17 protein-coding genes are annotated in these 20,995 nt (G+C 65.6%); 6 read left to right on the plus strand and 11 right to left on the minus strand.

The window, feature by feature from the left end:
- Positions 1–76: 76 nt before the first annotated feature.
- The 9 genes from ARTB_RS16275 to ARTB_RS16315 all read right to left on the minus strand — a co-directional run bounded on the left by ARTB_RS16275 (position 77) and on the right by ARTB_RS16315 (position 10,161).
- The gene (locus ARTB_RS16275; RefSeq protein ID WP_243181472.1) at positions 77–925 is read right to left on the minus strand and encodes a sugar phosphate isomerase/epimerase family protein; all 849 of its coding nucleotides are present in this window, start codon (positions 923–925) and stop codon (positions 77–79) included.
- Positions 926–1,016: 91 nt separating this feature from the next.
- Positions 1,017–2,237, minus strand: coding sequence for a substrate-binding domain-containing protein (locus tag ARTB_RS16280; RefSeq protein WP_243181473.1), 1,221 nt, complete (start codon positions 2,235–2,237; stop codon positions 1,017–1,019).
- Positions 2,237–3,346: an ABC transporter permease gene (locus ARTB_RS16285; RefSeq protein ID WP_243181474.1), complete on the minus strand. Its 1,110-nt coding sequence runs from the start codon at positions 3,344–3,346 to the stop codon at positions 2,237–2,239. Before ARTB_RS16285 ends, ARTB_RS16280 begins: the two co-directional genes overlap by 1 nt.
- A complete protein-coding gene (locus ARTB_RS16290; RefSeq protein WP_028278026.1) occupies positions 3,343–4,380 on the minus strand; it encodes an ABC transporter permease in 1,038 nt (345 codons plus the stop codon). Before ARTB_RS16290 ends, ARTB_RS16285 begins: the two co-directional genes overlap by 4 nt.
- Positions 4,377–5,957: a sugar ABC transporter ATP-binding protein gene (locus ARTB_RS16295; protein WP_243181531.1), complete on the minus strand. Its 1,581-nt coding sequence runs from the start codon at positions 5,955–5,957 to the stop codon at positions 4,377–4,379. The genes ARTB_RS16290 and ARTB_RS16295 overlap by 4 nt, the downstream gene beginning before the upstream one ends.
- A gap of 94 nt (positions 5,958–6,051) precedes the next feature.
- A complete protein-coding gene (locus ARTB_RS16300) occupies positions 6,052–7,047 on the minus strand; it encodes a sugar phosphate isomerase/epimerase family protein (RefSeq protein ID WP_028278028.1) in 996 nt (331 codons plus the stop codon).
- A 1-nt stretch (position 7,048) separates the two neighbouring features.
- The gene (locus tag ARTB_RS16305; RefSeq protein ID WP_243181475.1) at positions 7,049–8,242 is read right to left on the minus strand and encodes a Gfo/Idh/MocA family protein; all 1,194 of its coding nucleotides are present in this window, start codon (positions 8,240–8,242) and stop codon (positions 7,049–7,051) included.
- A gap of 9 nt (positions 8,243–8,251) precedes the next feature.
- Positions 8,252–9,409, minus strand: coding sequence for a Gfo/Idh/MocA family protein (locus ARTB_RS16310; RefSeq protein ID WP_243181476.1), 1,158 nt, complete (start codon positions 9,407–9,409; stop codon positions 8,252–8,254).
- Positions 9,406–10,161 (minus strand): sugar phosphate isomerase/epimerase family protein, encoded by a 756-nt coding sequence (locus ARTB_RS16315; RefSeq protein WP_243181477.1) that lies wholly within the window; start codon positions 10,159–10,161, stop codon positions 9,406–9,408. The genes ARTB_RS16310 and ARTB_RS16315 overlap by 4 nt, the downstream gene beginning before the upstream one ends.
- A 256-nt stretch (positions 10,162–10,417) precedes the next feature.
- Between ARTB_RS16315 and ARTB_RS16320 the strand changes: the two genes are divergently transcribed.
- Positions 10,418–11,629 carry an ROK family transcriptional regulator gene (locus tag ARTB_RS16320; RefSeq protein ID WP_243181478.1) on the plus strand — a complete coding sequence of 404 codons (1,212 nt, stop codon included), beginning with the start codon at positions 10,418–10,420 and terminating at the stop codon, positions 11,627–11,629.
- A gap of 26 nt (positions 11,630–11,655) precedes the next feature.
- On the opposite strand, the gene ARTB_RS16325 is transcribed toward ARTB_RS16320, so the two are convergent.
- Both ARTB_RS16325 and ARTB_RS16330 read right to left on the minus strand, forming a co-directional pair.
- On the minus strand, positions 11,656–13,134 hold the full coding sequence (locus ARTB_RS16325; RefSeq protein WP_243181479.1) for a gamma-aminobutyraldehyde dehydrogenase: 1,479 nt from the start codon (positions 13,132–13,134) through the stop codon (positions 11,656–11,658).
- 94 nt (positions 13,135–13,228) lie between these two features.
- Positions 13,229–13,921, minus strand: a complete 693-nt coding sequence (locus ARTB_RS16330; protein ID WP_243181480.1) for a TetR/AcrR family transcriptional regulator — start codon at positions 13,919–13,921, stop codon at positions 13,229–13,231.
- Positions 13,922–14,092: 171 nt separating this feature from the next.
- Here ARTB_RS16330 and ARTB_RS16335 point away from each other — a divergent pair, with 171 nt between their 5' ends.
- The 5 genes from ARTB_RS16335 to ARTB_RS16355 are packed head-to-tail and all read left to right on the plus strand — an operon-like array spanning position 14,093 to position 20,918.
- Positions 14,093–15,760: an amidohydrolase gene (locus ARTB_RS16335; protein WP_243181481.1), complete on the plus strand. Its 1,668-nt coding sequence runs from the start codon at positions 14,093–14,095 to the stop codon at positions 15,758–15,760.
- Positions 15,761–15,797: 37 nt separating this feature from the next.
- Complete coding sequence (locus ARTB_RS16340) at positions 15,798–17,441, plus strand: ABC transporter substrate-binding protein (RefSeq protein ID WP_243181482.1); 1,644 nt, start codon at positions 15,798–15,800, stop codon at positions 17,439–17,441.
- A gap of 2 nt (positions 17,442–17,443) precedes the next feature.
- Positions 17,444–18,463: an ABC transporter permease gene (locus ARTB_RS16345; RefSeq protein WP_439954141.1), complete on the plus strand. Its 1,020-nt coding sequence runs from the start codon at positions 17,444–17,446 to the stop codon at positions 18,461–18,463.
- Positions 18,460–19,317: an ABC transporter permease gene (locus ARTB_RS16350; RefSeq protein WP_243181483.1), complete on the plus strand. Its 858-nt coding sequence runs from the start codon at positions 18,460–18,462 to the stop codon at positions 19,315–19,317. Before ARTB_RS16345 ends, ARTB_RS16350 begins: the two co-directional genes overlap by 4 nt.
- Positions 19,314–20,918 carry a dipeptide ABC transporter ATP-binding protein gene (locus ARTB_RS16355; protein ID WP_243181484.1) on the plus strand — a complete coding sequence of 535 codons (1,605 nt, stop codon included), beginning with the start codon at positions 19,314–19,316 and terminating at the stop codon, positions 20,916–20,918. Before ARTB_RS16350 ends, ARTB_RS16355 begins: the two co-directional genes overlap by 4 nt.
- Positions 20,919–20,995 lie beyond the last annotated feature (77 nt).

The following is a 20,995-nucleotide window of genomic DNA, read 5'->3' on the forward strand; positions in this document are numbered from 1 at the left end:
TCAAACGGCGCATCCAGCGGCGTTGGCTGTCCCTAGAAGACTCTAGCGGTGGTAGTCGCCATGCCCTGCAGCGCACTCACAGGCTGCGCAGGAAAGCCAGGCCACTTTCAGCCAACTCGTCCTGGCTTGGAGCCAGGGGACGCCAGATCGACGCCGCGACGGCAATGGCGGCATTGTCGACCGTGAAACTTTCAATGTTGAGGGGCCCCGTGTAGCCCACTTCATTCAGGACCTGCAGGAAGCCTTTCCAATCGGTCTGGTCCCCACCGGGCGCGCCGCGGTCGTTGCCGCAGACTTGCACGTGCACCAGATGCTCTCCGGCGGTCCGGACCGCCGCGGCCACCGAACGCTCCTCGATGTGAAGGTGGTAGCTGTCCAACGCGAGGCCGACTCCGTTCCCGAGCAGCGGTCCAAGGGCCTCAAGTGCCTGGTCCACCGTGTTAATCAGCGATGTTTCATACCTGTTCAAGGGTTCGATGCCAAGCACCACGCCCGCCTCCTGAGCCCGGGCCGCGACCGGCTGGAGGTTTCGGCGCAGCTCCGCGTAGGCGTCCCGTCGCTGCTCCCGCGACATTCGCCAGACCCGGCCAGTTCGGGAGTAGAACGGCCCACAGACAGTAGGCGAACCGATGCTGCTGGCCATGGTGATGCAGGCTGACAGGTAGGCCTGGGTCCTTTCCACGGCAGCCTGATCCGCCGCCACCAGGTCTCGCCCCGGTGCCATGGCCCCCACCACGAACGGTTTCAGCCCGTTTCTCTCGAGGGATTCCACCACTGCTGCGGACGTGAAATCGCCCTCGTTTTCCAGCGGCAGTTCGACGGCGTCAAACCCTATGGTGGCGATTTTCGCCAACAGCCCGGGAAGGTTGGAGTCGGTCAAGGGGGATTCCCAGACCCAGGTGCTGATTCCGGTCAGACGCTCCAAGCTGTCTCCTTCCATCTGTTTGTCCTGCCGACTGTTCCAGACGCGGCGGTCCCGCGGGGAGGGGGTATTTCGCGGGACCGCGGGGGCTGCGTCAGGGAATCTGCCGTTTCTGCCAGACCTCCGGGTAGCCGGCCAGGTCCTCGCCGCCGAACTTGGCGTAGTGCCCGCTGGGCATGCCCTGGTTACGCTGTAGCCACTGGTCCAGTTCGTCCTTGAGGATGGGCTTCTGCGGCAGGACCCATTCGGCCGGAATCGGCTCGCCCTTGAAGACCTTTTCCAAGGCCAGCAGCGGGGTCCGCCATTGGAAGTTGGAATAGACCGGGGCCATGGCGTCGATCCCGGTTTGCTTCCACTTGGTCAGGAAGCTCATCTCATCTTCGCCGGTCATCACGGGCAGCTTCTTGCCGGCATCCTCAAAGGCCTCGAGGGCAGCCACCGCACCGTCTCCGGCGTCCATCCACACGCCCTTGACGTCACCTGTGGCCAATTCATCGGAGATGATGTTCTTGATCTTCGTGGGGTCGGCGCCGGTGAAGTAGTCCTTGGCCTGGATTCCCTTTTCCTCGAAGATCTTCTTGGCCGCCGCCCAGCGGTGCTCCAGGACATCCACACCCGGGAGGATGCGAAGGGCAACCACCTTGTCCCCGGACTGAAGCCTTTCACTCAGGAAAGTGGCGGTGTCGATGCCCCAGGCGAACCCACCGATCGGGTGGATGAACGTGGTGGCGCAGTCAGTCTCTACACCGCGGTCAAACACCACCACGGGTTTGCCTGTCTCGCAGGCACGTTCAACGGCTTGGGTGAGGGCGGCCGTGGAATTAGGTGAAATGACGAACGCATCGCATTTGCCCTCGGCGATGAAATAGTCAATGTCGGCAATTTGGGTGTTGTCATTGTCCTTGGCGTCCCGGGTCTCCATTTCAGAAATGACGCCGGTGCCCTGGAGTGCCTTGAGCTGCTGGTTCATGGTGATCCACCCGGTTTGCCGCCAGGGGTTGGAGATGGAGGCGTTGGCGAAGCAGACCTTGTGCGCTCCCGGGGCCTTGAACTTGGACGTGTCCCTCATCGGGCCCGCGATGTACTGCAGATAGGGCTGCTCCGGGTTCCCTTCAAAGGTTGCCGACCGCTGCTGGTTCTGTGTGTCGTAGAGCGACTGGTCAAACCAGTCTTTGCTTGCCGGACTGGATGCCGCCGCAGAGCCGGTGCCAGTCCCTGTCGTTTGGGTGGCGGATGGTTCGGTGGTACATCCGGTCAGGGCCACCAGCGGCAATGCTGCGGCAAGGGCGATCGCGCGGACAGAGTTATTGCGCATCAGACTCTTCCTCCTTGTTCGGTGCCCTCGGCGGGCGTGGGTGCTGCGGCCAATTGGTGCTGTTCGTCATGGGCAGCGGAACTGGCCCCCTTGCGCTTGCGCTGCCACGACCTGGATGCTGCGGCCACGGCGATGATGATGATTGCTCCTTGGACCGTGTCCCGCCACGTCGCCTGGAGACCCATGAAGTTCAGAAGGGTAAACAAGGACTCGAGGGCGAACGCCCCCGCCGCGGCGGACAGGACCCAGCCGCGCCCCCCGCCCAGCACAACGCCCCCGAGGACGACGGCGGTAATCGCCGTGAACTCGTACCCGCGCCCAACCGACGGATGCACGCCCGCGTAACCCACGAGCAGGATGCCGGCCACGGTGGCCGACAGCGAAGACATCATGAAGGCCCGCGTCCGCACCCACCAGACGCGCGAGCCGGCGAGTGCGGCCGCCGAAGGATTGTCCCCGACCGCGATAAGCATGCGGCCGTAGGGGCGGCGCATCAGGACGAACCCCGCGACCGCCGCCGCTGTCAGGATAATGACCGGGTACGGAATGATGTCCAGAACCGGAACGTCCTGGATGCCGCCGCGCCCGATCTGCCGGAAGCTGTCCGCAGGGTTCCCCTGGGCCGCGCCGCCGGTCCAGTAGAGGACCAGCCCGAGAAGCGCCAGCATCATGCCCAGCGTGACAATGAAACTCGGGACTTTTAGCAAGGTTGTGATCAATCCGTTCACCAGTCCGATGAAGGCGCCCAGCACCAGCATCAGGACCAGCACGGGGATCACCTTGGAATCGTCCTGCCGTATCAGGTTGCCGGCAACGATGACCTGCATCGTCACGACCGATCCCATCGACAGGTCGAATTCCCCGGCGACAATGACGAAGTACTGGCCGATGGCGGCAATGGCAATGGGGGCAGTCCTGCCGACGAACCGGATGAAGGAACCCGGCTCCCCGAAGGACGGGTTTAGGACGATGATCGTCGCCAGGAGGCCGGTCAGCAGGACGAAGACGGCGCCGCCGGGGGTGCGCACGGCGCGCAGGAGCCGCTCGGAACGGCTGGCACGGTTCTGCTTGAGAATGGCGCTGCGCTCGGAGTTCAAAGCCGTACTCATGGCCCCTCCACGGGCACAGGCTGGGCCGCGGGCGTTTCCACGGACCCTTTTGCGGGGAACCGTTCCGGTCTGCTGACGATCCGGCGACGGGCATAGACGGCGACGGCGACGACGATGACTACGCCCCTGACCACATCCTTCAGGAACGGGTTGACCTGCATGACGGACATGATGTTGTCCAACATGGCAAAGATCAGCACGCCGCCGAGGGTGCCGGTGATAGTCCCCTTGCCGCCGGAGAGCAACGTGCCCCCGAGCACAACTGCTGCGATGGAGAGCAGGTCGTAGCCGCCCTGGGAACCCACAGTGGGACTGCCCACGCCCAGCCTGCTGGCAAGGAGCAGCCCTGCCATTCCCGCCAGTACTGAACAGATGACATGCGCCGTAATGACCGGCACGTCAACGCGGATTCCGGATGTACGGGCGACGGCAATGTCGCCGCCGACAGCGTACAGGTGGTGGCCGACGCGGGTGCGGTGCAGGAGCAGGCCGGCCAGGCCCGCGCAGGCCAGCATGATGATCGTGGAGATCGGGACCGGGCCGATCCCCGTGGCTCCGACGAGGCGGAACGCAAGCGGTGTCTCGCCGAAGCTGCCCTTAAAATTGGTGGCGAGGAAGCCACTGATGATCAGGCCCACACCAAGCGTGGCGATGAATCCATGCACATTCAGGCGGGCGACGATCAGCCCGTTCGCGAGTCCAATGACCGCTGCGGTGCCCAGCGTCAGCAGGACTCCGGACAAGACGTTGTTTGGATTGTTGGCCATCACCCCGGCAGCGATGAGGCTGGCCAGGCTGGTGACGTAGGGAACTGACAGATCCAGGCTGCCTGCCAGGATGACCAGTGTCTGGCCGATCGCGATGAAGCCCAGAACACTGGTTCCTGTCAGGATGCTCGAGATATTTCCTGGGCTGAAGAAACTCCGCCCGATGGAGTTCACCAGCAACACTCCCAGGATGAGTGTCACCAGCGCCACCAGGTAGACGATCTGCGTGGAGGACAGTCTCTGGAAGAAGCTTGCTCGTTGTTTCATGCCTCTCCTTCGGGTGCTGTCCTGGCGCCGGTTCCCAGCTGGAGGATGGCTTCTTCCGACGTACCGGCAGGCAGTTCGCCGACGAGCCGGCCATCACGCATGACAAGGATCCGGTCCGACATTCCAATAACCTCCGGAAGCTCGCTGGAGGCCATCAAAATGGCCTTGCCCTCCGCCGCGAGCTGGCGCATCAGCCGGTACACCGCCACCTTGGCTCCCACGTCAATGCCACGGGTGGGTTCATCCAGCAGGACGAGCAGGGGGCGGATAGCCAGCCACTTGGCGAGGACCACTTTTTGCTGGTTGCCGCCCGACAGGTACTGCACCTCCTGGTCCAGGTCCCGGGCGATAACTTCGAGGGAGGAGAATACGCCCGGGATTTCTGTCCTGACGGCTCCCGTGCGGCGCGGAAAGACCGACCTGATGACACTGAGTGCGTTGTCCAGGATGGACTGGTTCAGGCTCAGGCCCTCAGCCTTGCGGTCCTCTGTGATCAGGGCCATCCGGGCCCGCACGCCTTGGCGGGGCGACTTGGGCAGCAGCTCCCCACCGGCCATTTTCATCGTTCCGCGGGTGAACGGTGCTGCGCCAAAAATGCCATGAAGCAATTCCGTGCGCCCGGACCCTTGAAGTCCTGCCAGGCCGACAATCTCGCCGGGCTGGATACTGAGGCTGATCCCGTCCAGCTGGCCGTTTCCGGCGCCTTGCAACTCGAGGATCGGCTTCTCCTCGGGACCGTCCGGCGTCAGATCCTCCCGGGGTAACTTGTCCGGGAAGAACGCCGAGATGGGCCGGCCCACCATTAGCCGGACCAGCTGGGCGTCGTCGAGTTTGGAGGCGGGTAGGGTGCTGACCACCTTGCCGTCTTTCAGGACGGTGATGACGTCACAAAGGTCGAACACTTCGCGGAGCCGGTGGGAGACGTAGAGGATGGCCGTGCCACGTTCACGGAGGCGTGCCACTATCTCGTAGAGAAGTCCGACCTCGGCGCCGGCCAGGGCCGCAGTGGGTTCGTCCATGGAGATGATCCGGGCGTCGTAGCTTACCGCCTTCGCGATCTCCACTACCTGCTGCTCAGCCACCGTCAGGCTCCGCACCTGCGTGCTGGGCCGGATGGCGGCGATCCCCAGGGAGTCAAGCAACTCCGCCGTTTGCGAATTCATCAGGGTCTTGTTCACGAGCAGTCCGCGGCGCGGCTCCCGGCCAAGGTAGATGTTCTCGGCCACCGTCCGGTCGGGGAGGAGGTTGAACTCCTGGAACACCGATGACAGCCCCGCTTCGTGTGCCTTCGTGGGATGGCTGAAAGTCACTTCCTGGCCGTCCAGGAGTACGGTTCCGGCGTCGGGTTGGTACACCCCGGCCAGCACCTTCATCAGGGTGGACTTGCCCGCGCCGTTTTCCCCCACGAGCCCGTGTACCTGGCCCCGGTGAAGGCTGAGATGGGCATCCTCCAGTACGGGTACGCCGAAAAAACTCTTGGTCAGTCCGCGGACTTCCAGGATTGGCGGGGGAGCCGGAGAGCCGGAATGGAGCGCCTCGGAAGCATTCACGGCATCAGTTTCGTTGTGGTTCTCCATCGATGCGCCCTCCACGAGCTAACTGTTACAGCACCGGTTCTGATCCGTCAAGAAGTGAACGAGCGTTCACTATTGCCGCTTTCCGGCCGGTCTCTTACTGCTTGAAGGCGGCGTCGAAGGAGGTGTTCGAGGCCGGGAAGTCGAACTTCTTGAGCGCGGCGAGGGCTTCGGGGGCGCCGTGGAGCCGGTCCATGCCCGCGTCCTCCCATTCGATCGAGATGGGGCCGTCGTAGCCGATCGCTGCCAGTGCCCGGAACGAGGATTCCCAGGGCACGTCCCCGCGGCCGGCCGAGACGAAGTCCCAGCCGCGGCGCGGGTCCCCCCAGGGCAGGTGCGAGCCCAGAACGGTGTTCCGGCCGGTGGGCCGCAGCTTGGTGTCCTTGCAGTCCACATGGTAGATCCGGTCCTTGAAGTCCCAGATGAAGGAGACCGGGTCGATGCCCTGCCACATGAAGTGCGACGGGTCCCAGTTCAGGCCGAAGGCCGCACGGTGCCTGATCGCCTCGAGGGTCCTGACGGTGGTCCAGTAGTCGTAGGCGATCTCGGAGGGGTGGACCTCGTGCGCGAAGCGGACACCGCAGTCGTCGAAGACGTCCAGGATGGGGTTCCAGCGGTCCGCGAAGTCCTGGTAGCCGGCCTCGATCACTTTCTCCGGCACGGGCGGGAACATCGCGACGTACTGCCAGATCGAGGATCCGGTGAACCCGACCACGGTGTCGACGCCGAGGGCCTTGGCGAGCCGGGCGGTGTGTTGCATTTCCTCAGCCGCGCGCTGCCGGACGCCCTCGGGGTCGCCGTCGCCCCAGACCCTGGCCCCGACGATCGCCTCGTGCCGGAAGTCGATCGGGTCATCGCACACGGCCTGGCCCTTGAGGTGGTTGGAGATGGCCCAGACCTTGAGGTTGTACTTCTGAAGCACAGCCAGCTTGGACTCGACGTAGCCGGGCTCGTCCCAGCGCCAGGCGTCCAGGTGGTCGCCGGAGACGGCGATTTCCAGGCCATCGTAGCCCCAGCCGGAGGCCAGGCGGGCGACTTCCTCGAAGGGCAGGTCGGCCCACTGGCCGGTAAACAGGGTGTACGGGCGGGGCATGTCAGGCTCCTTCGGTAGTGGTCTGGGTGGTCCGTGCGGACGGGGTGAGCTGGATGAGTGAACCTTTGGCGGCGGCGCTTTCCTCCACGGCCGCGAGGATCCGCTGGACGCTCAGGCCGTCCTCGAACGACGGCGACGGCTGGGTTCCGGTGCCCACCGCGACGAGGAAGTCGCGGATCTCGTGCGTGAACGTGTGTTCCCAGCCGATCACGTGGCCCTGCGGCCACCATGCTTCAAGGTACGGGTGCTCGGGTTCGCTGACCAGGATGCGGCGGAAGCCCTGTTCGCGGACCGGCAGTGTGGCGTCCAGGAAGCCGAGCTCGTTTAGGTCCTCCAAGTCGAACAGCAAGGCACCCTTGTCACCATAGATCTCCAGCTTCAGCGAGTTTTTCTGTCCGGTGGCCACCCGGGAGACCTCCACGGAGGCGATGGCCCCGGAGGCGAGGGTCAGCATGACCCAGGCGGCGTCGTCGACCGTCACCTCCTCGAGCCCGGCGGCGCCCGGGCGCTGCCGGGTGAAGGTGTGCAGCCGGCCGGAGACCTCGGTGACCGGCTCGCTTAGGAGGAACAGCACCTGGTCGATCGCGTGCGAGGCGATGTCGCCCAGCGCGCCGGAGCCGGCGGTGTCCTTGTTCAGCCGCCAGGTCATGGGCACGTCCGGGTCCACGAGCCAGTCCTGCAGGTAGGCGGCGCGGACGTGCCGGACGGCGCCGAGCCGGCCCTCGACGATCAGCTCCCGGGCCAGCGCCAGGGCCGGGACCCGGCGGTAGTTGAAGCCGATCATGGACTGCACGCCTTCCTCCTGCGCGGCCCGGGCCGCCTCCGCCATGGCCTCGGCCTCGGCGAGGGTGTTGGCCAGCGGCTTCTCGACCAGGACGTGCTTGCCGGCGGCCAGCGCGGCGATGGCGATTTCCGCGTGCATGAACCCCGGCGTGCAAATATCGACGATCTGGATGTCATCGCGGGCGATCACCTCGCGCCAGTCCGTGGCGGACTCGGCCCAGCCGTACTTTGCGGCCGCCTCGGCGACGCCGTCCCGGTCGCGGCCGACCAGGACGCACCGTTCGAACGCCGGGACGTCGAAGTAGCTGGCAACATTCCGCCAGGCGTTCGAGTGGGCCTTGCCCATGAACGCGTACCCGATCATGGCCACTCCCAAAGTGGGAGGGCCGGGGCTGGTTTCGTGGGAATTCATTGCTGGTCCCTAGAGTGTGGAAGCGGTGGGGTCCCAGTCCTCGGGGAGGGCTGCGGAGGTGGGGGCCGAGCTTTCCACATCGATGAACGTGCCGGAACCGACCGACTCGGAGATCGAGACCATGGTGTCCAGGACGTGGTAGGCGAGGTTGCCGGTGGCGCGGTGCGGGACGCCGGCGCGGATGGAGCGGGCCATGTCCAGCACGCCCATGCCGCGGCCCTGGCTGGGGCCGGTGGCCGGAACAACGGTCCATTCCTCGTCGCCGGCGCGCCAAAGCCTGATGTCGCCGTCGAAGTAGTTCGGATCCGGCAGCGAGATGGTGGCCTCCGTCCCGGTGATCTCCACGAAGCCCATCCGCAGCCGCGGGGACTCGAAGCTGAACACGCTGTGGGAGGACGCGCCGGACTCGAACTGGGCCATGGCGGACACGTGGGTGGGGACCTCGACCGTGAATTCCTCGCCGGCCTGGGGCCCGGAACCGATGACCCGGACCTCCTTGGCCTTGGAACCGGTCGCGGCCACGCGGCGCACGGAGCCGAACGTCTGCACCAGGGCCGTGAGGTAATACGGGCCCATATCGAACAGGGGACCGGCGCCGTGCTGGAAGAGGAATGCGGGGTTGGGGTGCCACGATTCCGGCCCGGGCGTCTGGAACGTGGTCATGGCCGTCAGCGGGGTGCCGATGTCGCCGCGTTCGATCAGCCGCCGCGCAGTCTGCAGCCCGGCGCCCAGGAACGTGTCCGGGGCGCAGCCCAGCCGCAGCCCCGCGGCGTCGGCCAATTTCAGCAGGCCAAGGCCGGAATCGCGGTCGAGCGAGAACGGCTTTTCCGTCCAGACGTGTTTGCCGGCATTGACGGCGGCCGTGGCCACTTCCACGTGCGCGGCCGGGATGGTCAGGTTGACGATGATTTCGACGTCGGGGTGGTTCAGGGCGGCGTCCACCCCGCCCCACTCCGGGATGCCGTATTCCTTGGCCCGCGCCTCGGCCGCCTCTTCGAAGAGATCGGCGATCACGTGGACCTTAAGGTCGGGGAAGACGGTCAGGTTGTCCAGGTACTGCTGGCTGATGTTGCCGGCGCCGACGACGGCGACGCCCACCGGGCCGCGGCCGGTGGCACGGTTCGGTGATACCTGGTTCACCGTTACCCGGTTCGCTGCGGCGCTCATGCATTCACGCCCTGCGCGTTGGCGGAACCGCTTTGCAGGTAGCCCAGGCTCTGGGCGATGCCGTCGAAGATGTCGCCGGAGTAGTCGTCGAATTCCACGACGCCGACTTCCAGGGACTGCGCCGCGGCGATGACGTCCCGCACGGCGATCTTGCCCTGCCCGGCCGGCTGCTGCGCCTTGGTGTCCGTGGAGACGGGGCCGTCCTTGATGTGGATGAACCTGACCCTGTCGCCGAGGCGCTGCAGCAGCTGCACCGGGTCCTGGCCGCCGACGGCCGCCCAATAGGTGTCCACTTCCAGGACGAGTTCCGGGTCGAGGAGTCCCTCGAAGTACTCCAGCGCGGTCTGGCCCTCGATGCTGGACTCCAGCTCCCAGGCGTGGTTGTGGTAGCCGACGCGGATGCCGTACCCGGCGCCCTTCTTGGCCGCGGCGTTGAGCTTCGCTGCGGTGGCCTGGATGTCCTCGGCCGACTGCCAGTGCTCGGCTGGCAGGTAGGGATCGATCACCGTGCTGATGCCCAACTCCTTGGCCGCGGCGAAGATTTCGTCCTGGTCCTGGCTCAGCAGCGGGGCGTGGCCGGACGGGGCGGTCAGGCCGTTTTCCTTCAGGGCGGCGCCGAGCTCGGCGGCCGTCGCCACGAAGTTGTAGGGCTCAACCTGGGTGAAGCCGAGCTGGGCGACCTTTTTGATGGTGCCGGGCAGGTCTTCCTGGAGGGCGTTGCGGAGGGTGTACAGCTGGATTGAGTAAGACACGGGATTCCTTTGCACGAGTTCGGCTTCGAAGGTGAGAGGGACAGCCCTGACAGCGGGAAGGGGGCGTCCACTCCGTTTGATTCTGCGCGAGGAAGGACTGCACGCCCATGGGCAGCGAGATGATTTGTCTGGAGCGGAGGAACACGATGGCTCTAAGCTAGGGAAGCTTTTGCCGGGCGTCAAGCAAAAGGTGGAAACCACGTGTCGATCTTTGTGAAGCGTGACATGCAGAAGATCTCCGTGCTATCACTTACTCATGAGTACGCCCACCGGCACCGAGCCCGCAGCCCCCGGGGCCGGCGGCAGCCTGTCCCGCGCCGGAGACCTCTTCCAGCTCCTGCGCGACGGCAAGGCCCGGACCCGCGCGGAGCTGGCCCTGACCACCGGGCTCGCCCGGTCCACTGTCGCTTCCCGCGTCGACGCGCTGATGGTCTCTGGCCTTGTTGGCCCGGCGGGGGAGGCGAGCTCCAGCGGCGGCAGGCCGCCGTCGCGCTTTGCCTTCAACCCGGCCGCCCGCGTCGTCCTGGCCGTGGATGTCGGGGCCACCCACGTGATCATCGCCGTTACGGATCTCAGCGGGAAGGTACTCGCCGAGCACCGGCTGGCGCAGGATGTCGCCGACGGCCCGGTGGTTGTCCTGGACCGCGTGGTCGATGAAGGGCTGCGGCTGCTCGCCGGGGCCGGCCGGGGCGCCGCGGATCTGGCTGGCGCCGGGATCGGGCTCCCGGGGCCGGTGGAGCACGCCACCGGCATGCCGGTGAAGCCGCCGATCATGCCCGGCTGGGACGGGTTCGACGTCGTCCGCCATGTCCAGCGGTCCCTCCCGGTGCCGGTCCTGGTGGACAACGACGTGAACATCATGGCGCTGGGGGAGCGCACGGCGCACTGGCCCGACGACGAAAACTTCCTGTTCATCAAGGTGGCCACCGGCATCGGGGCGGGCATCATCAGCAGCGGCCAGCTCCAGCGCGGGGCCAACGGGACGGCCGGCGACCTTGGTCACGTCCGGGTTCCGCGCGGCGATGACGTGCTGTGCCGCTGCGGGAACTACGGCTGCCTGGAAGCCCTGGCGTCCGGGCCTGCCGTCGCCAAGGCGCTGACGCAGCAGGGCCTGCCGGCGCACGACGGCGGTGATGTGCTGCGCCTGGTCGCCGAGGGCAACCTGCAGGCCATCCAGGCGCTGCGGCAGGCCGGCAGGGACCTCGGCGACGTCCTCTCCACGGTCGTGAACCTGCTGAATCCCTCAATGATTGTCATCGGCGGAAGCCTCGGCCAGGCCGGGGAGCACCTCATGGCCGGAGTCCGCGAGGTGGTCTACCGGCGCTCGCTGCCCCTGGCCACGACCCACCTGCGGATCGGCGTGTCCCGGGCCGGGGACCAGGCCGCGATCCTCGGTGCCAGCCAGATGGTCACCCAGCACGTACTCTCGCCCGCCGTCATTGAGGCGACCCTGCAGGCCACGGGCTAGGGCCCGCCGGCCCCGGCCCGGAATTTTCAGCGCAGCTGGAAAATGGTGCGGTGCCAGTCCTTTTCCGCGCTGCCGCTCAGCTCGAACATCACGTGCTTGACCTGGGTGTATTCCTCGAAGGAGTAGGCGGACATGTCCTTGCCGAAGCCGGACTGCTTGAAGCCGCCGTGCGGCATCTCGGAGATGATCGGGATGTGGTCATTGACCCACACGCAGCCCGCGTTGATCTCCCGGGTCGCGCGCATGGCCCGGTGCACATTGCTGGTCCAAGCGGAGGCCGCCAGCCCGTAGACAGTGTCGTTGGCCAGGCGGATGGCCTCGTCATCGTCGTCGAAAGGCAATACCACCAGCACCGGGCCGAACACTTCATCCTTGACGATCTCGCTGTCCAGGGCGGCGTCAATGATGAGCGTTGGCGGGTAGAAGGCACCACGGGCCAGGACGCCTTCGCTGGGGATTTCGCCGCCGGTGAGCACCTTCGCATAGCCGCGGGCACGCTCAACCATTCCCGCGACGTGCTCGCGGTGCTTGACTGAGACCAAGGAACCGAGGTCCGCGCCCTCGTCGTCCTGCAAGCCCAGGCGGATGTCCCGGAAACGCGTCGCGAGCTTGTCCACGAATTCCTGATAGATGGAACGGTGCACAATGGCCCGTGTGGCCGCCGTGCAGTCCTGGCCCGAGTTGATCAGGCTCCCGGCGACCGCGCCGTGCACTGCGGCGTCCACGTCGGCGTCCTCGAAGACCACGAACGGCGCCTTGCCGCCCAGCTCGAGATGAACCCGCTTGGTGTTGACGGCCGCGGCTTCCAGCACGGTGCGGCCGATCGCGGTGGAGCCGGTGAAGGAAACCATGTCTACGCCTTCGTGGCGCATCAGTGCCGCGCCCACTTCGGGGCCGGTGCCCACCAGGACGTTGACGACGCCTGGCGGCAGCCCGGCGTCGTTGAGCGCCTGGGCGAACATTACTGACGTCAGGGGTGTGATCTCGGCCGGCTTGAGGACGATGGTGTTGCCGGCGGCGATGGCGGGAAGAATTTTCCATGCCGCCATCTGGAGGGGATAGTTCCAGGGTGCAATTGAGCCCACCACGCCGATGGGTTCGCGACGAATGCTGGAGGTGTGATCTGGCGAATACTCGGCCGTTGCCTTGCCTTCTAGGTGGCGCGCGGCGCCTGCGAAGAACTCAATGTTGTCGATGGTGCCCGGGACGTCAAAACCCCTGGTCAACCGGAGGGGTTTGCCGGTCTGGCTGCTCTCCACACGGGCGAATTCCTCGGCTCGCTCCGTCAGGATCGACGCGAAACGGTGCAGTATCGCGGACCGTTCGCCCGGTGCCGTGCGGGCCCACGTGGCGAAGGCCGCGCGGGCTGCCGCGACAGCGCGGTCAACGTCGGCCGCACTGGCAAGGTCCACGGTGGCCACCACCCCGCCGGTGGCGGGGTTCACGACGTCGTGCGTGTGGGTGGAAGTGCCCTGCTCGGTGCGGCCGTTGATGAATTGGTACATGATGCTCCCTCGGGGGATGGATGGGTAGTTGATGCCGGGGCGACGCCCGTGACGCGGCTCCCTACTACCGGACCCCCTGTTGGAGGGTTCCCGGCTAGCGGGTGCCCTCGCGCTCGGCGGAATCGAGAATGGCGCTGAGGCCCGCGGCGAAGACGTTCAGGCTGTCAAGCCCCAGGAGCCGATCGCGGTGTTCCTCGATCAGCGGGAAGCCGCTGACCGAAGCGACTGCAACCGCCTGGAGCCAGGGCTCGTGGCCGTCAGAGCTCGGTTTGGCCAGCACTTCCTGGGCGATGCCGGATCCGTGCCCCAGAGTGTAGCTCTCCAGCGCGCCGTAGTAGTGCACGAGCCGGTCCCCGGATAGACCGGCGTCCCGCAGGCAACCGAGGACGAATTCGATGCAGTGCAGTTCGCCCTGGCCGAAGGTGTCGGTGGCAAAGGCGTCGCAGCCAATCGACGGGTACTTGATGAAGACTTCGATCAGGGTGTGGAGGTAGCGCTCCAGGCGGGGCCGCCAGTCCAGGGGCGCGTCTGAAGCGTTTGCTTCTTCAAGCGCCATGGAGAAGAGCCTGTCCAGCGCCGCGCGCAGGATCGCGTCCCGGTTGCGGAAGTGGCGGTACATGGCGGTGGGGTTCACATCGAGTGCCTCGCCGAGGCTCTTGAACGTGAAGCGGGACTGGGGTTCGTCCCGTGCAAGTTCCAGCACGGCGTCGACGATCATGTCTGCATCGAGACGTACTCGCCGGTCCGTGGGCTGTTCCTCGACTCGACCGGGCCTGGGCTGGGCCACGTATCACCGCCTCTCCTGAAGTTCTTTTCCCTGCGTGCGATCCCCACGGTACACGAGTCCCGGCACTCCTAGTCAAAGGTATTGTCATTGCCGTTGTCAACGCCGTTGACATTCTGTTGATGGCCACATAGTGTGACGCAGGACACCAGAAGTTTGCGAGGAAGGGAACCCATGGCCTGCGCTGAGACGATTTTTGAGAACGGTTGGATATACACGGGCGAGGACGAGCGCCCTGTCCGCGCCGCCCTGGCTGTTGCCGGCGGGCGTGTACTGGCAGTAGGGGACGGCGCGGAATTAGCCTCGCTGGCCACCAGCGCCACAATCCGCGTGGATCTGCGCGGACGCCTCCTCATCCCCGGGTTTCAAGATGCCCACGTCCACCCGATCATGGCCGGCGTCGAACACCTGCAGTGCGACCTCACCCAGACCACCAGTGCCGAGGAGGCAGTGGCCGCGGTGCGCGGCTACGCCGAGTCACATCCCGACGAGCCGTGGATCCTCGGCGCGGGCTGGTCGATGGACTGCTTTGCTGGTGGAACGCCCACCCGGCAGATGCTGGACGCGGTGGTGTCTGACCGCCCGGTGCTGGTCCAGAACCGGGACCACCACGGGGCCTGGGCCAATACAAAGGCCCTTGAACTGGCGGGGATCGACGCCGGGACGCCGGACCCCGACGGCGGCCGTCTCGAACGTGAGGCCGACGGCTACCCCGCAGGCACCATCCATGAGGGTGCGATGGGACTCTTTGACCACGTGCACCCGGGCATCTCACCGGAACAGGCCTACGAAGGGTTGCTCTGGGCGCAGGAGCTCATGCTCTCCTATGGCATCACGGCGTGGCAGGATGCCTGGGTGGGTACCTCCCAGAGCCCATTCGGGGACACCCTGGAGACTTACCTCAAGGCGCTCGACGCCGATGAACTCCGGGTCCGCGTCCGGGCAGCGCAGTGGTGGGACCGCTCAGCCGGCCGGGGACAGCTCGCCGAAATCCTGGCGCGCCGCGATCGTGTCGCCGACGCCTGCGATCCGCTGCGGTTGTCCGCGGCAACGGTGAAGGTCATGGTGGATGGGGTGGCGGAGAACTTCACAGCCGCCATGCACACGCCGTACCGCGATCGCCACGGACACCACACGGACAACCACGGCATCGAGTTCTTTGACCCTGCGCAGCTGCGGGAGTTCGTCACAGACCTCGACGCCAACGGGTTCCAGGTCCACTTCCACGCACTGGGCGACCGCGCCGTCACCAATGCGCTCGACGCCGTCGAGCAGGCACGCACTGTCAATGGCCCCGGCACTAACCGCCACCATCTCGCCCACCTTCAGGTGGTCCGCACGGCGGACGTGCCGCGTTTCGCGGCCCTCGGGGCAGCAGCCAACCTCCAAGCACTCTGGGCCTGCCACGAAGAACAATTGGACGTACTGACGCTACCTTTCCTGGAGGCCGATGCTGAGGAAAGGCACTACCCCTTCGGCGAACTCGCGGCGGCAGGGGCACATCTTGCCGCGGGAAGTGATTGGGCAGTCTCGTCGCCCAACCCCGTCCTGGCCATCCACGTTGCCGTGAACAGAGTGGAGCCAGGTGGCGCGCAGCAAGCGCTCGGCCCGGAACATAACAAACTCTCCCTCAAGCAGATCCTTGATGCCTACACCCAGGGCACCGCGTGGATCAACCACCTGGACTCGGACACCGGCATCATCCGCCCCGGGGCCCTCGCCGACCTGGCGATCCTTGACCGGAACCTCTTCGACATCCCCGCGGAGGAACTGCACACCGTCCAAGTGGACGAAACCTGGATTGCCGGCGAGCGCGTCTTTGCCCGGCTGGATCCGTCATAGAACCGGGACGCCTTTCATGATTAGAGGAAGGAAGCGCATGGCTCCCACACGCTTATCGCGTCGACGGCTGGGCGCCGTCGTCGCTGGTTGCTCGGCCATTGGCCTCATGCTCAGCGGGTGCGGCACAACTGCGGGCGGCACCGTCGCCGCCAAATTCACCCTGAGCAATTCGACGCCCAAACCCAACAAGGAAATTGACCAGTTCAGCTGGGCGCTCTACGCCGAGCCGTTTTCGCTCGACTACGCCTACGCGTTCGACTACCCGGACAACCAGGTCCTCGCAAACATGTGCGAATCGCTCTTCCGTTGGAACCCCGACCTGACCTCCGCGCCGGGGCTGGCAACCAAATTTGAGCACCCTGACGACCTGACCTGGGTGTACACCATCCGGCAGGGAGTCCACTTCCACGACGGCAGCCTCCTGACGGCCGCGGACGTGGTGGCCTCGCTCAAGCGGCATGTCGATGAGAAGGTCGGTTCCTTCTGGGCTTCCTCCTTTGAACGAGTGGCCGACATCCAGAAGACCGGCGACTACGAGGTCACCATCACCACCAGTGTCCCGGATTACGCCTTGAACTCCGCGCTGGTCGGGGCGCCCGGTGTCGTGGAATCCGCCAAGACCCTCGCCAAGGACGGCGCGGACTACGGCAACGCCACCGCAGGCGTTAATTGTACGGGCCCCTTTGAATTTGACCACTGGGACGCCGGGGAGGGCATCACGCTCAAGCGCTTCGACGACTACTGGGACCCAAACCTCAGGGCCAAGGCGAAGCAGATGACCTTTAAGATCCTCCCCGACGCCAATGCACGGGTTAACGCCCTGCAGACCGGCGAGATCGATGGCAGTTGGCAGGTTCCCTCCAACGCACTGGACATCCTCAAAGCCAACACAGACGCCGGAAACGTCTACTTTGGCAACGACACTTCGGTGCAAAGCCTGGTCACATCAAATCTCAACGGCGTCTTCGGTGACGTCAGGGTCCGCAAGGCCCTCATGATGGCCATCAACCGTGAGGCGCTCCTTCAGGCGGCAGAGCAGGGCTACGGCAAGACGACCGATGCGCTGACCACCAGGAACGTGTGGGTGGGTGCCCAGCCTTCCACGGTCAATTCGGCCTTCGAATCGCCCGACAAACAGGACTACAACCTTGACGAGGCCAGGCGCCTCATCAAGGAAGCCGGCGCTACAGGCAAGAAATTCGTCTACGCGACGGCGTCCCTCACCGCGGCCTTCGACATCACCTCGCGTGCCGTTGCTTCCGCTGCCCGGGAAATCGGCCTGGCACCGGAGATTCAGACCATGTCCAATGACAAGTACACGACGCTGTTCTCCGACCCCGAGGCCCGCAAGGGTGTCGATCTCTTCGAGACGTCCTGGTACCTCTCCAGCGCCGAACCCCTTGAAATGTACTCCGTGCTCCGTACCGGCGATTTCAGCAATTACGGTGGCTGGTCCAACGCCGAGTACGACCAACTCATCAACAGCGCGGTCGGCACCGAAGACGACGCCGAGCGAAACCGGCTCACGGCCCAGGCGGCGAAAATCGCCAGCCAGGACGTGGTCTGGTCCCCGCTCTATGAGACCGTCACCGCACTGTGGCTCGGCAAGCGCATCACAGGCGTGACGCCGTCGATCAACTACATGTACTACCCCTGGGCAGCAACGATTGGAGGCCGGTAGCCGTGGCTGTGACCCAACTGGCAGCACCACCCGCCCCACCGACCCCCGCAACGAAGAAAAGCCCGACGGCGGCACCATTAGCCCTGGTGCTCCGCAGGGTAGGAACGCTGCTGATCACCCTGTTCTTCGCCTCACTGATCGTGTTCTTCTCACGCTTTGTCCTGCCGGGCGACCCGGCGCGCTTCCTCCTGCGCGGCCGGAGCCCCAAACCGGAGGCCCTCGCGGAGATCACCAAGCAGTTCGGCCTGGACAAGCCTCCGATCGAGCAGTATTTCACGTGGATCGGAGGCATCCTCCACGGTGACTGGGGCCGCTCGCTGACCTACCGCCAGAGCGTGAGCGATGTGCTGCTCAACCGCCTGCCCGTGACGCTGGAACTCGTGGCCCTGGCCGCCGTCTTCATCACAGGCCTGGGCCTCATTGCCGGCATGCTCGCAAGCTTGAACAAGGGCGGCTGGGACCGCTTCATCCTCATCACGGTCACGGCAGCCGGTGCCATACCCCCGTTCGTTGCGGCGATTGTCCTGACCGCCCTCTTCGCGGTCCAGTTGGGGTGGTTTCCTTCCTTCGGCAGCGGTGATGAAGGGCCGAGCCGGCTTTGGCACCTGACACTCCCTGCCCTGGCGCTGGGCGTGACCTTCATTGCCTTCATGGCCCGGGTGACGCGTTCCTCAATGAACGAACAACTCACCCGCGAACACGTGGAGGTGGCCACCAGCCGCGGCCTCACACGCAGTTCCGTGGTGTTCCGGCACGTGCTCCGCAACGCCCTGGGCCCCATCCTGACAGTGAGCGGTGTACTGATCGCCGGCCTTCTGGTCTCCAGTGCCATCGTGGAACAGACATTCGGCCTGACCGGGATCGGCCAGCTTCTGGTCCAGTCGATCGACCGGCTCGACTTCGCGGTGGTTCAGGCGATCGTCATGATCATTGTCACGGCATTCGTCCTGGCCAACACGGTAGTCGATCTCATCCAACCCCTCATTGACCCGCGGATCGCCGCAGGAACGGAGTCCCGATGACTCTCACAGGAACGCTTCCCCTCCTGAGGACCCACCGCTACGGAAGCCTCCTGTCGGTCACGGGTTGGGTGGCAGTGACGGTAACGCTCGTCGTTGTGCTTCTCTCCCTGCTCGCCCCGGTCCTGGCCCCGTACGATCCGGACTTCGTCGATCTTTCCAGCGTGCTGGGCGGGCCAAGCAGCGCCCACTTGCTCGGCACCGATGCCCTGGGCCGCGACATGCTCAGCCGCCTCATGTTCGGGGGGCGTACCTCGCTCGTCGGCCCGTTGATTGTGGTGGCAGCGTCCACGGTCCTGGGCCTGCTCTTGGGCCTGGCAGCCGGATGGACGGACGGCTGGATCAGCAGGATCCTGACCCGCGTCTTCGACCTGCTCTTCGCCTTCCCCGCACTGCTGCTCGCCATGCTGGCCATTGCCATCTTCGGCAAGGGCCTCATAGCGCCGATCCTGGCCATGACCATCAGCTACATCCCGTACGTGGCGCGTTTGACGCAGCAGTTGGTGGTCGCCGAACGGAGCCGGCCATATGTCCAGGCCTACCGGGTGCTGGGATTCCGGACTCCCTGGGTGGTGCTGGGACGGGTGATGCCAAACCTGGTGCCCACCGTTGGCGCCCAGTCCACGCTCAACTTCGGCTATGTGCTCGCCGACCTCGCGGCACTGTCCTTTATTGGCCTCGGCATCCAGCCGCCAACCTCCGACTGGGGAGCCATGATCGAGGAGGCCCGGGGCGCACTGCTCGGCGGCCACGTGCTGCCGGCCTTTCTGCCCGCGCTCGTCGTCGTTCTTATTGTCGTATCCATCAACGTCATCGGTGAGGAACTCTCCGACCGGATTGGAGGCAAGCTTTCATGAGCAAGCTCCTTGAAATTGACCAGTTCACGCTGCACTTCCCCGGCCGCGGGGCGCTCCTGAACGAGGTCTCACTGCACGTCGACGATGGCGAGGCCGTCGCCCTGGTGGGCGAATCTGGTTCCGGGAAATCGCTCACCACCCGGGCCGCTCTGGGGCTCTTTCCGGAAACCTCCAGGCTTTCCGGGTCTGTGAAGGTACAGGGCCTGGACACGACGAGTGCCCCGGCGGCCAAGTTGCTGCAACTGCGCCGCAACCGCGCCTCCATGATCTTCCAGGACCCGCGCGCCGGCATCAACCCGGTACGCACGGTGGGGGATTTCCTCACCGAGACGCTGGTGAGATGGCGCGGCCTGAGCCGGGAAGAATCGGTCGAGCGGGCCATCACGCAGCTGGAACAGGTGGGCCTGCGGCGGACCAAAGAGATGATGCGGCAGTATCCGCACCAGCTGTCCGGGGGCATGCTCCAGCGTGTCATGATTGCGGCCGCGCTGCTCGATTCGCCCGAACTGCTCTTGTGCGACGAGCCGACCACAGCCCTGGACGTCACCACTCAGGCCGGGATTCTCGAATTGCTGCGCGAACAGCAACAGGCGCGGGCCATGGGCATGCTGTTCATCACGCACGACCTGAACCTCGCCGCCTCCCTGTGCGACCGCGTCTACGTTTTGCGCAAGGGCGAAGTTGTGGAGCATGGCGCGGCATGCGACGTGTTCTTGAGCCCGCAGGCGGACTACACCCGCCAGCTGGTCGGCGCCACGCCGCGCATCGAGCTCGACAAGGTCCCGACAGCGCCCGCGGCCGACGGCACCATGCCGCTGCTCTCGGTCAAGGGCCTGGGCCGGCGCTATGAGTTGCCGGGCGGGGAAATGCTGACCGCCCTGAACGACGCCACGTTCACCCTTGCCCCTGGCGGCTCCCTGGGCGTTGTGGGCGAGTCAGGTTCGGGCAAGTCCACGTTGGCGCGAATGATTGTCGCGCTCGAGACGGCCGATGAGGGCGAACTCGCGATCAACGGCCGGGTCCGGGCGCCACGTCCGCTCCGGGCCCGTGAGCGCAAGCTCCTGGCCAAAGACGTTCAGATTGTCTTCCAGGATCCCTACCTTTCCCTGGATCCGAGGATTGCCGTGGGTAAGGCGGTGGCGGATGTTTTCCGGCTCCACCAGGGACAGGGGCGGGCAGACGCCGTGCAGAGCGCCCGGGAGCTTCTCGAACGCGTGGGCATCGGCCCGGAGCGTTTCGAATCCAAACCGCGGGCACTTTCGGGCGGGCAGCGGCAGCGCGTGGCGATTGCCAAGGCCCTCGCCGCGCGGCCCAAGCTGCTGGTCCTGGACGAGGCCACCAGTGCCCTGGACGTCTCGGTCCAGGCGCAAGTGCTGGAGCTCGTGGAGGAAGTGCGGGAGCAGCTGGGCCTGACCATTCTCTTCGTGACCCACGATCTCGCGGTGGTTTCCAGGCTGTGCGCGGAGCTTCTTGTGCTGCAGCAAGGCCAGATCGTGGAGCAAGGGCCCACGGCGAAGATCTTGTCTGCTCCCACCAGCGACTACACCCGCACGCTCCTCGACTCACGGCCGAGGGCCCTCTGGGAAGAGCAGCCCGCTTAGTTCGACATCTATGCCGGCGCCTGTACAACCAACGTGTGCCACCAACCCAGGTGCCTCGGGCACTCGCAAAGTGCTCA

Origin of the sequence: Arthrobacter humicola (assembly GCF_022803015.1) — a bacterium.
GTDB classification, from domain to species: Bacteria; Actinomycetota; Actinomycetes; order Actinomycetales; family Micrococcaceae; genus Arthrobacter; species Arthrobacter humicola_A.